This is a genomic window from Pseudoalteromonas sp. OANN1 (genome assembly GCF_024124685.1).
Taxonomy (GTDB): domain Bacteria; phylum Pseudomonadota; class Gammaproteobacteria; order Enterobacterales; family Alteromonadaceae; genus Pseudoalteromonas; species Pseudoalteromonas piscicida.
Window position 1 is genome coordinate 123,932 of sequence record NZ_JAMXSE010000015.1, and the last position, 9,522, is coordinate 133,453.

General features: G+C 41.7%; 8 protein-coding genes and 1 rRNA gene. 4 read left to right on the top strand and 5 right to left on the bottom strand.

Annotated elements, in window-relative coordinates:
* Window positions 1–16: 16 nt before the first annotated feature.
* The 3 genes from NH462_RS13750 to recQ all read right to left on the bottom strand — a co-directional run bounded on the left by NH462_RS13750 (window position 17) and on the right by recQ (window position 3,937).
* Window positions 17–1,684, bottom strand: coding sequence for a POTRA domain-containing protein (locus NH462_RS13750; protein ID WP_010378995.1), 1,668 nt, complete (start codon window positions 1,682–1,684; stop codon window positions 17–19).
* 151 nt (window positions 1,685–1,835) lie between these two features.
* Entirely contained in the window at window positions 1,836–2,123 is a 288-nt protein-coding gene (locus tag NH462_RS13755; protein ID WP_253106068.1) for a DUF3630 family protein, read from the bottom strand.
* Window positions 2,123–3,937, bottom strand: coding sequence for a DNA helicase RecQ (recQ, locus tag NH462_RS13760; protein WP_017218504.1), 1,815 nt, complete (start codon window positions 3,935–3,937; stop codon window positions 2,123–2,125). Before recQ ends, NH462_RS13755 begins: the two co-directional genes overlap by 1 nt.
* Before the next feature lie 193 nt (window positions 3,938–4,130).
* On the opposite strand from recQ, the gene rarD reads away from it, so the two are divergent.
* Window positions 4,131–5,021: an EamA family transporter RarD gene (rarD, locus tag NH462_RS13765; protein ID WP_039493074.1), complete on the top strand. Its 891-nt coding sequence runs from the start codon at window positions 4,131–4,133 to the stop codon at window positions 5,019–5,021.
* Here rarD and NH462_RS13770 read toward each other — a convergent pair.
* The gene (locus NH462_RS13770) at window positions 5,010–6,245 is read right to left on the bottom strand and encodes a response regulator (RefSeq protein ID WP_253106071.1); all 1,236 of its coding nucleotides are present in this window, start codon (window positions 6,243–6,245) and stop codon (window positions 5,010–5,012) included. The two genes, rarD and NH462_RS13770, sit on opposite strands and share 12 nt — an antisense overlap.
* A gap of 228 nt (window positions 6,246–6,473) precedes the next feature.
* A complete protein-coding gene (maoP, locus tag NH462_RS13775; protein WP_010607241.1) occupies window positions 6,474–6,845 on the bottom strand; it encodes a DUF413 domain-containing protein in 372 nt (123 codons plus the stop codon).
* An 87-nt stretch (window positions 6,846–6,932) separates the two neighbouring features.
* Between maoP and NH462_RS13780 the strand changes: the two genes are divergently transcribed.
* From NH462_RS13780 to NH462_RS13790, 3 genes are all read left to right on the top strand, one after another.
* A complete protein-coding gene (locus NH462_RS13780) occupies window positions 6,933–7,778 on the top strand; it encodes a LysR family transcriptional regulator (protein ID WP_017218507.1) in 846 nt (281 codons plus the stop codon).
* Window positions 7,779–7,926: 148 nt separating this feature from the next.
* Window positions 7,927–8,856 (top strand): porin, encoded by a 930-nt coding sequence (locus tag NH462_RS13785; RefSeq protein ID WP_010379002.1) that lies wholly within the window; start codon window positions 7,927–7,929, stop codon window positions 8,854–8,856.
* A gap of 549 nt (window positions 8,857–9,405) precedes the next feature.
* A 16S ribosomal RNA gene (locus NH462_RS13790) occupies window positions 9,406–9,522 on the top strand; the annotation flags it as partial.

A 9,522-nucleotide genomic window follows, 5' to 3' on the forward strand; every position in this document is an offset into this window, starting at 1 on the left:
TTGGTGCGCGACACCGTTAAAAACGATTTTTTACCGTTAATAGCCACTGTACGCTATCGACGTTATCCGGGCCATTAATTGGCGCGGCTAAATCAATATGAACCATGATATCTGAATTGGCTCGGCTAGGTGCTAAACGCAAGCCAATACCGACATTTTTTAGGACAGATTCATCTGCTTCAATCGGCAGATGAGAGTGGTACGCGCGCCCTACATCAAAAAAAGCCGCACCGCCAATTTTGAATAAGCGCAGTAAGTCATATTCCCAGTAATAGCGTTTTTCGATATTGAGTAGCATACTGCGACTACCTTGTTGATATTTTATTGGGTATCCGCGAAGCCCGGTTTCGCCCCCTAATGTAATTTGATTATCAAAGGTCAGGTTGTCTCCATAGGTATAGCTTGCGTTGATAAACCAAGATTCATACAAACTGGTATTTAAATAGTATTGAAAGGTCGTTTTCGCTATCAGATTTTCGGTTTTATCTGTGTCTTTGTTCCAGTTGCCACTAACGTCAAAATAAAAACGCCATAAGCTGTGATCTGAGGTGTAGTGCGCTGTATTGGCAGAAAATGAATAGACAAGACGTTCAGTATCGTCACTCCAAGATTCGGCTGAATAGCCAAATAAGGCATTAATATTCCAACCTAAATTAAGATCCTCTGTACGATAAATCGAGTCAAAGTTGCGTACTTTTACATAGGAATCTTCAAACCACTGAGCTTGAACATAAGGGTAGGTGAGCGTTCTATCCTGTGCAATGGGTAAAGTGGTATCAGCTATCTTACGGAAGGTATGTTGCTCATGTCTAACGCCTGCGATGAGACGACGAGTCCAACTGCCCGATAGCGCTTTTGAGTGTCCGAAATACACTTGCGTGACATCCGTGGATTGACTGAACTCTGAGATTGTTTCCCCTTCAGAATATATGGGTTCTTCACGTTTGTCTGAATAACTCGTAAAACCGTAACTATATGGGGTGTCGGTTGCAAAAAATGGATAGCTCACATCGATATAGTGGCGTTCACCATCGTCATTATCTGAATATTCTATGCGACCACGATATCTTGAGTTTAAAATATTTGGGTCGTCATAGACAAATTGATAACCAGAGCGGTCGACCTCTTGTATATGAGTAAAAGAAAGGCGTTTTCCCCAGCCAAATAAATTACTTTCTCTAAACCCAATTCGAGAAGTATTTTCCCCACCACTACGACTAAAACTTAAATCGGGCAATAGTGTCCAAAGATCCCGCGTTACAACCGTAACTAAAATATCACCATCACAGTTTTCCACGGCATAGATACGAGCATCATATAGGTATGACTGATTGCGAAGGAGTCGCTCGGATTCACTGAGTTTTCTTGGATTGTAAGTATCCCCTTCCTGAAATAGGAGCACGCTTTTTAATACTTCGGGTTTGGTTTGAATGTGATAACGGTTAGCAAATCGGAATAGGGCATTGTCTTCTTCAGGTTTGTCGGTATCGAAAACATTAAGTTGTTTTAGCGTGATAGCGACGACCTTTTTACCCTCTGCGGGCTCTGGGTAGGCTTGTTTGCTGTCTAGCTGGCGTGAAAGATTTTGGTCGCTTTGTGCTTCAACCCGGTTATTACCGCAGCTATTAGAAAAATCAACAGCAGGCACTTTTTCAGCTTGCGCAGCTGCATTTAAGCTACACATTAGCACAATACTATTACACGAAATCCTCTTTACATTCATCACAGAGCCTTTAAGTCTAATATTCCTTTAGTATGGATTATATTGTTGCAGCTTGCTTTAGTTCTGCAACAAAAGTAATAATATTTATAGACTTAAAGAGCTTTATGTGGACTTAACGAGAAAGTTGTTGGCGTAGGAAAGGTAGGAGTTCTAAGGCATCAACGCCATCAGGAGCTATCCACACACTCTCACTGTAATGTTCAAAATTTAAATTAAAATTACAGTTTTTATATGAAAAGCGCCACTGATGTCTATCTGCTCCTGCAGAGAATTCGATTAATTGAATCTCATCTTGATGTAAGAATATTTGCCCCCAAAGTTCAAATTCATCGTCTTGAGGTGTAATTTCACAGCTGATGATAATCACCTCGTGTGAATTGTCCAAAGTGAGTGTGGTCATTATTCTCTTTCCAAATAATTACGGATGAGCTGCATGAAAGGGGCTCCGTACTTGCTGAGCTTAGTAAAACCGACACCAGACACTTGCAAAAACTCGCTATCGGTTGTTGGCGTTCTTTGTGCCATTTCAGCCAACGTTCGGTCGTTAAATACAACATACGGCGGTACATCATCTTCATCTGCGAGCTGCTTTCTGAGTGCACGAAGCTTAGCAAATAGTTTCTTATCGTAATTAAACTGAGCCAGTTTATCTTGATAGACATGCTTTGCTACAAGTCTTGGTTCTGCGAGTTGTAGCACATATTCGCCGCGCAGTACGGCGCGTGCGGCTTCTGTTAGTCTAAGCGTTGCGCCTTGAGTAATATCTTGACTCAATAAACCATGATGGATCAATTGACGTAAGATACTCAGCCAAAATTCATTACTGTGCTCTTTCCCGATCCCATAGGTTGAGAGGGTATGGTGGTTTTGCTCTCTGATCCTTGCGGTATTTGCCCCACGCAAAATATCCACAATGTAACCAATGCCAAAGCGTTGCTCTGCGCGGTATACGCACGATAACGCTTGTTGGGCAACTAATGTGCCATCAAATTGTTTCGGAGGGTTAAGGCAAATATCACAGTTACCGCATGCTTCACGTTGATATTCGCTGAAGTAATTGAGCAAAATTTGACGACGACAGGTTTGTGCTTCAGCAAAACTCGACATTGCCTGAAACCTTTGCTCTTCAACCTTACGACGTTGCTCGTCTGGAATATCTTCAAAAAAGCGTCTAACACGGGGAATATCCGCAGGATCAAAGTACATAACGGCTTCAGCTGCTAAGCTATCTCGCCCTGCACGGCCCGTTTCTTGATAATATGCTTCTACACTTTTTGGAATATCATAGTGAACCACAAATCGCACGTTGGGTTTATTGATCCCCATACCAAAAGCAACGGTTGCAACTACGATTTGAATGTCATCTCGGGCGAAGCGGTTTTGTACAAACTGGCGCTGATCATTATCTAGGCCTGCGTGATAACCTGCAGCATTGAACCCAGCATCAATCAGCTTTTCGGCAATATCATCAACACGTTTACGGCTACCACAGTAGATTATGCCACTTTGCCCTTTTTGCTCTTTTAAATAGCGGATCAATTGCGACAGGGGTTTGAACTTTTCTTCGATGGTGTAACGAATATTGGGTCTGTCAAAGCTACCGGTATAGATAAATGGTGCTTGCATACCTAATTGCTGGACAATATCTTTTCGTGTTGCTAAATCAGCTGTTGCGGTTAATGCCATCATCGGAACAGACGGAAAATGTTGACGCAATTCTTTTAAACGGAAATAGTGCGGTCTAAAGTCATGTCCCCAATGAGATACACAATGGGCTTCATCAATGGCAAATAAACTGATGTTACAGTTGGATATGCGATCAATAAAGTCGCGTTGTAAGGCTTTCTCTGGAGCAACGTACAACAGCTTTAAACGACCTTGGAAAAGCGCGTCATAGGTATCTTTTTGCTGCTCCCAAGCGACGCTGTTGTTGATATATTCAGCGGCTATGCCTTGTGCTTTTAACTGCGCGACCTGATCTTGCATTAATGAGATAAGTGGCGATATAACAATTGTCACGCCTGCAAATAATACTGCTGGGACTTGGTAACAGAGTGATTTACCGCCGCCGGTAGGCAGTAGTACAAGCGTATCCTGACCAGCTAAGCTAGACTGAATAATATCGAGCTGACCATCTCTAAACGTACTGTAGCCAAACACATCTTTCAGTACTGAATGAGGATCGTTAATTGGGGTGCTTACGAGGGTATCCATCGGCGTCATTTTAGATCTTTTTTTGAACCTTGTCTTTGCTTTTTATCTAATCTGAAGAGACTTGAATAAGTTTTGAGCACTTGAAGGCTTTAAACTTTGCGATTGTGAATTCATCGAACTTTCATCGCCGAGATTAATAAAAAAGAGTATAATGATTGACCTCTTAGTTGATCCCTCCAAAGGTTAAACGTCCGTGATTGAAGAACAAAAGAAAGGCCACTTACTCGCTGTACTCGCCTTTTTTATGTGGGGACTTGCACCCATCTATTTTAAGCAACTCGTCCATGTTGACGCGATTGAGATACTCATTCATCGCGTTGTGTGGTCTGTATTTTTTATTGCACTAATTGTGCTGGCAAAGCAGCAATGGCCCAAAATTAAGGCCATTTTGGCTAATCCTAAGTTGCTGGCGATGTTGACACTCACCGCGTTGCTGTTGGGTTTTAACTGGGGTTTATTTATTTGGTCTGTGAATAACGGCTTTATGTTAGACGCGAGTTTGGGTTATTACATCAACCCATTACTTAACGTGCTATTGGGAATGTTATTCTTATCGGAAAGGTTGAGAACGGCGCAAAAGTTTGCTGTGCTATTAGCGATAGTGGGTGTGGTGTTACAGTTAATTAGTTTTGGCTCATTCCCTGTCATTGCGTTTTCACTGGCTGGATCGTTTGCGATATATGGATTGTTACGTAAGACCTTAGCGGTTGAATCGCTTCCAGGATTGCTGGTGGAGGCACTTATTCTCACCCCAATTGCACTGGCTTATTGGTGGTGGGTTGAGCCCAGTGCCACGAGCAACCTTTGGAATAATGATTGGTATACCAACACGCTATTGATAAGTGCAGGAGTGGTGACAACTTTGCCTTTGTTATGCTTTACCGCAGCGGCAAAACGGATACCTTACACGACACTTGGCTTTTTTCAATATATCGGGCCGAGCTTAATGTTTATATTGGCGGTACTCTTTTACGGGGAAGCCTTTGATGCAGAACGAGCTATAACGTTTGCCTTTATTTGGGGAGCGCTGGTGATGTTTAGCTTTGATTCTTATCGAGATAAAAGAAAGCGCTTAGTGAACTAAGCGGTTTCTTCCCGAAGCTTTCGCCTGATATAAACGCTCATCGGCTTGTTTTATCAGGCTTTCTATGTCCGTAGCCACCTGAGCGGCAAGTCCCATTGAAACAGTAAACGAGATCCGCTGTTCAGTCAGTTCGTTACTACTTTGCTCTAAATATTTCCTGAAGCACTCCAGTCTTTCTTTGCAATGATCAGCCACCGTATCTTTAAAATATATCGCAAACTCTTCGCCGCCTAATCGAGCGACTAAATCATTGGGAAAGTATTGAGCAAACGCTTGGCCAATGGACTCAAGCACCGCATCGCCGCCTTCATGGCCATATTTGTCATTTACTTGCTTAAAATGATCTATATCTATCATAGCGATCAGCCCGTAGAGCTCCTTTTTATGTCTTGCTTTTAGGCTTTTCTTTACGGTATCGAAAAAGTAGCGTCGATTTGGCAAGCTGGTTAGATAGTCTGTATTTGCTTGTCGGCGTATCGTTTGAATATGTTCTAGCATATCGACGTTCTGGCTAAGACGGCAGTAAAACTCTTCAGCGTTAAAGGGTTTTCTGAGGTAGTCATTAGCACCATTTTTCAAAAATCGTGTAGATAAATTTTCGGTTTCAACTCCAGATATACCAATTATCGCTTTATCATCATCAGTGTAGAGTCGCCTAATTTCGATACATAACTCTTCACCTCGCATATTTGGCATTTCATTGTCGGTAATGATCACTGAAATATCCGGATTGTCTTTTAATACCGCAAGTGCTTCTATGCCATCACAGGCTTCTAGTACCTGATATTTATGGCGAGTGAGGAGTGCTGAGACATAGTGTCTCGACGAAATAGAGTCGTCCACAACCAGTACTCTGACATTTTCATTTCTTGGCAGGCGTTCTAATTGGCGACGTAAATAATGATAGGCTTGTTTATTTTCCTTGGTGATATAGTCGATGATGGGGTATTGCTCAACGATTGAGCGAGTCTGACTTTCAAGGTTACCAGTCATCACTATGGTAGGAATATCAGCTTTAACCGTGCAGGGAATAGCTTCTCCAAGCGGCGCATCAGGTAACACAAAATCTACCACGGCACAAAAATAGTCGTGCTGTGACAATAACACTTTGGCTTCAGCCAAAGATCCTGCAATATCTACATGGTATCCCACTGTGGTGGCAATATGCTTTTGCACCTTCGCAATCGTGGGGGTGTCTTCAATGATTAAGATTTTCCGTAACACAACCTTCGCCAATCATTTCCTGTTTTACTAATTCTTAACCTAACTGCGCTTAATTGCAATGCTTGTGCTAATAAACAGGTAATGACTAAGAACAAAATACGAGAAAGATAGGGGAGATGAGCTCATCGACATTGAAATGGTATAAATAATAGAAGTGCTCAGACACCAACGACAGAAATAAAATCACTCTGTTGGCGTCTAAGCTTGATAGAATTCAGGCGATTTTGCTTATAGCTCGTCGTCAATATCTACCGGGATCACTACGCTACCATCGTTTTGAACTTTAGAACGTCCAAATAGCGTGTGAAACTTTGTCTTACACGTAGTATGCTTCAAATATTTGGTCCAAGCTTTTTCTACAGCGTTAGTCGGGGGAATTAACCCTTCCATTACCTGAACAAACTGAGATTGGAAACTGTTTTGAGGTTCTTCTGCTTTGCTGTATAAGCTTCTTAATGTGGCACCACAGCGTTCAAGAATTTCGGCTTCTTGTAGCGTGAAGTGACCACTGCGTCCGAATCCTCTAGGGAAGTTGGCGTCATCATAAAAGGCTCTGGGGCTTGCAAATGCATTTTTCAAAGTCGCTAAATTATGATCCATAACTGAGTCCTCTAAGATTATCTGGCTGGAGTATGGACCAAGTTTTATAATTTTTTAAACGAGTAATTTTTATCGTCAGGAAGAAAAATGGACATAGATCTATTAAAAACTTTTGTCGAAGTTGTCAAAACCCGTCACTTCGGTCGAGCGGCAGAAAATTTATACATCACTCAGTCAGCTGTAAGTTTTAGGATCCGCCAGCTTGAGCAAAGTTTAGGGGTGAATCTTTTTATTCGCCAGCGTAACAATATTCAGTTAACTGCGCCAGGTGAAAGGTTGTTACCACACGCCAAAATGATCTTAACTGGGATGCAGCGCGCCAAAGTCGATGTTGCATTGGCAAACAATATGCACAAGCAATTGTCACTGAGTGGCACGGCTAATATTTGGGACGCATTTTTACAATTCGGGATTAACCATATTGTATCCGCTATGCCCGGAGTATCGCTTGTTGCTGAAGTGAAAGCACAGCAAGAAAGCACGCGACTATTATTAGAGCGAACATTGGATCTCGCTGTTCTGTTCGATCCGCCAAAAGTGGATGAATTGGTTGTTAAGCCGATCAGTGATCTTGCTATTATTCCTGTAAGCACTTTTGATAACGCAACAAAGGAAGACTTTTTTGACAACCAGTATGTTTATGTTGATTGGGGAACTGCTTTTTCTCTCTGGCATGCAAAACAGTTTACTGGCGCAACCCCTCCTTATTTTAGAACCAGCACCGGCAGAATAGCACTCGATCTTATTCTTCAGTGTGGTGGCTCTGCATTTGTGCCAGAAGCGCTAGCGCTAGAGTCCATTGAGGCTGGAAGGTTGACTCAAGTTGAAGAAGTCGAAAGTAACTCAAGAGAGATATTTGTAGCATACCACAAAGACAACGACCAATTAGAGCAAATAGAAACCATCGTAAATTTACTGGGGGCGGTGAAGTAATTCTTATAATGAATCTTTTGTGACGCATTTCTTAAGGTTGGGTGTCATTTTATTTTCAGAAATATTTTATGTGTAATATTTTTGTCATTTACCAGTGTCAAACTGCGCGTGTTTTGAAAATACGTGTTGCGATATTGAGGAAATACACATGAAACTAACTAAGACTGCTTTAGCGCTATCATTACTAAGTGCATTCACTTTTCAAGCAAACGCTGAAGTAGATGTTTATGGTAAAGCGAATGTATCGGTACAATCTTCTGACGATGGTGCAGGTTCAGTTACTGAAATTAAAAGTAACGCTTCTCGCTTTGGTTTCAAAGGTTCTGAGAAATTAGACTCTGGTTTAGAAGTTATTTATAAGCTTGAGTTCCAAGTAGATGTCTCTGACGCTGATTCAAAAGGTGATAAAGACAATATTACTGCACGTAATCAGTACGTGGGTTTAAAAGGTAACTTCGGTGAAGTCGTTATCGGCCGTAATGACACAGCATTAAAACAGTCTCAAGGTAAGTTAGACCAGTTCAACGACCTTGAGGGTGACATTAAGGTACTCTTCAAAGGCGAAAATCGCTTAGGTGATTCAATTTCCTACAAGTCGCCAAGCTTTAATGGCTTTAGAGTATTAGGAAGCTTTATTGCTGAAGACAGTGAAGAAGGTGAAAACGGTTTCTCTACTGCGCTAACATACGGCGATGCTGGATTGAAAGAGTCTGCTATCTATGCTGCGATTGCGGCAGATAGCGAAGTAAATGGCTATGACATGGTTCGTTTCACTGTTCAAGGTAAAGTAGCTGACTTCAAACTTGGTGCAATGTACCAGACACAAGAAAAGGTGGATGGAAGTGCAGAGGCCGATGGGTACTTACTAAATGCAGCGTACAAATTGGGCAATACAACCTTGAAAGCACAATATCAAGTTATTGACTTCGATGCCGGTGACAAAGTTGATGGTGTTTCTATCGGTGTTGATTACAAGCTTGCTAAAAACGCGAAGGTTTATGGTTTCTACTCAACATTTGATGCAGATAACCAAGTAGAAAAGGATTATCTAGGCTTAGGTATCGAGTATAAGTTTTAATTTATAGACTTTATTCAAGCTTAAAATAGCGAAACACCCGCCTAATGCGGGTGTTTTTGTTTGTTTTATATTCGGGTTGTTTTCTTTTTGCTCGAACAAACATTTTTTCGCAATTTTCTTCAAAAAAAGGTTGCACTAAAATCGGATCGCCCTATAATGCGACCCCACTGACACGGGGCGCCACACTGAAAAGCAAAGCAGCAACGAGTTAGCGTCAAGTAAAACTTAAGTTCGAAACTTCTGCTAAAGAAATTCAAAATTAAGTGTTGACAAAAAATCGGGAATGCTTAGAATGCACATCCCTCGAAACAGCGAAATGTTTCGAAACGTTCTTTAAAAATATGAAGCAATCATCTGTGTGGGCACTCGTACAGATTGAGTTCTAACAGCAGATTCTAGTTCGCTAGATGACGCAAACAAATTTAGAGTCTCAATTGAGCTGAGTGACCAATAGAATAAACATAGTTTATTCAGCACAGTCAATTCGATACCGAAAGGTATCAAAATCAGAATTCAATGAGCATGAAACTTAGGTTTCGAAAAAACTTTTAATTGAAGAGTTTGATCATGGCTCAGATTGAACGCTGGCGGCAGGCCTAACACATGCAAGTCGAGCGGTAACATTTCTAGCTTGCTAGAAGATGACGAGCGGCGGACGGGTGAGTA

Excerpts from the sequence above, each read along its gene's own strand:
- NH462_RS13750 (WP_010378995.1), bottom strand. The coding sequence starts at position 1,684 with ATGTGTAGCTTAAATGCAGCTGCGCAAGCTGAAAAAGTGCCTGCTGTT.
- NH462_RS13755 (WP_253106068.1), bottom strand. The coding sequence starts at position 2,123 with ATGACCACACTCACTTTGGACAATTCACACGAGGTGATTATCATCAGC.
- recQ (WP_017218504.1), bottom strand. The coding sequence starts at position 3,937 with ATGGATACCCTCGTAAGCACCCCAATTAACGATCCTCATTCAGTACTG.
- maoP (WP_010607241.1), bottom strand. The coding sequence starts at position 6,845 with ATGGATCATAATTTAGCGACTTTGAAAAATGCATTTGCAAGCCCCAGA.
- NH462_RS13780 (WP_017218507.1), top strand. The coding sequence starts at position 6,933 with ATGGACATAGATCTATTAAAAACTTTTGTCGAAGTTGTCAAAACCCGT.
- NH462_RS13785 (WP_010379002.1), top strand. The coding sequence starts at position 7,927 with ATGAAACTAACTAAGACTGCTTTAGCGCTATCATTACTAAGTGCATTC.